The sequence below is a fragment of the Streptomyces musisoli genome, from assembly GCF_016741855.1.
Lineage (GTDB): Bacteria > Actinomycetota > Actinomycetes > Streptomycetales > Streptomycetaceae > Streptomyces > Streptomyces musisoli.
This window is the reverse complement of record NZ_JAERRH010000097.1, coordinates 1-890: the sequence shown is the minus strand read 5'-3', so window position 1 is coordinate 890 and position 890 is coordinate 1. Positions and strand designations below refer to the sequence as shown.

Below are 890 nucleotides of genomic sequence, written 5' to 3'. Positions count from 1 at the left end.
AAACGCGCTCGCCACGTCGTTCCACCCGGAACTCACCGGCGACCACCGCGTGCACGCCTTCTTCGCCGGCATGACCGCGTCCCGTTCGGCCCCCATCCGGGTGGTCACTCCTCGGCGCCGTCGAGGCCCACGCTCATGAGGCCCACTACCCCTGTCCCCGCCCGCCAGTTCGTCTGCGAAGGAGGCTCCCCCATGGTCCCCTCGATGGCCGGTGTCATCACCTTGAGGATCAACGGCGAGGCGTACACGCTGTTCGTCGACCACCGCACCACCCTGCTCGACTCACTACGCGAACGTCTCGATCTCACCGGCACCAAAAAGGGCTGTGATCAGGGCCAGTGTGGTGCCTGCACCGTCCTGCTGGACGGGCGCCGGACCGTCGCCTGCCTGCAACTGGCCGTGGCGGCCGAGGGCCATGAGATCACCACCATCGAAGGCGTCGCCGACGGTGAGCGGTTGCATCCGGTGCAGCAGGCCTTCCTCGACCTGGACGGTTTCCAGTGCGGCTACTGCACACCCGGGCAGATATGTTCCGCGATCGGCGCGCTGGCGGAGCACGCGGCGGGCTGGCCGAGCGCCGTCACCGACGACGTCCGGCCCGAAGCCGGACCACCATCCCTGACCGACGACGAGATCCGCGAGCGGATGAGCGGCAACCTGTGCCGCTGCGGCGCGTACGTCTCGATCGTGGAGGCTGTGGCCCGGGCGGCCGAGGCGGGGATGCCCACCAAGCCGGTTCCCTCCACGCGTCTCAGCCCCGGAGCGGGGACGAAGGAGAGTGTGGCATGAGGGAGTTCGACTATCGGCGGGTGTCCGACGTGGCCGGGGCCGTGGCGCTGCACGGTGCGGATCCGGAGGCCAGCTTCCTCGGCGGTGGCACCAACCTGGTG

1 protein-coding gene and 1 pseudogene are annotated in these 890 nt (G+C 69.6%); both read left to right on the top strand.

Going from position 1 to position 890, the window contains the following annotated elements; genetic code table 11:
* The first annotated feature begins 192 nt into the window (after positions 1 to 192).
* Positions 193 to 789 (top strand): (2Fe-2S)-binding protein, encoded by a 597-nt coding sequence (locus tag JK361_RS40615; RefSeq protein ID WP_201828252.1) that lies wholly within the window; start codon positions 193 to 195, stop codon positions 787 to 789.
* Positions 786 to 890, top strand: a pseudogene (locus JK361_RS40610) (FAD binding domain-containing protein); the annotation flags it as partial. The gene JK361_RS40615 and the pseudogene JK361_RS40610, both read left to right, overlap by 4 nt.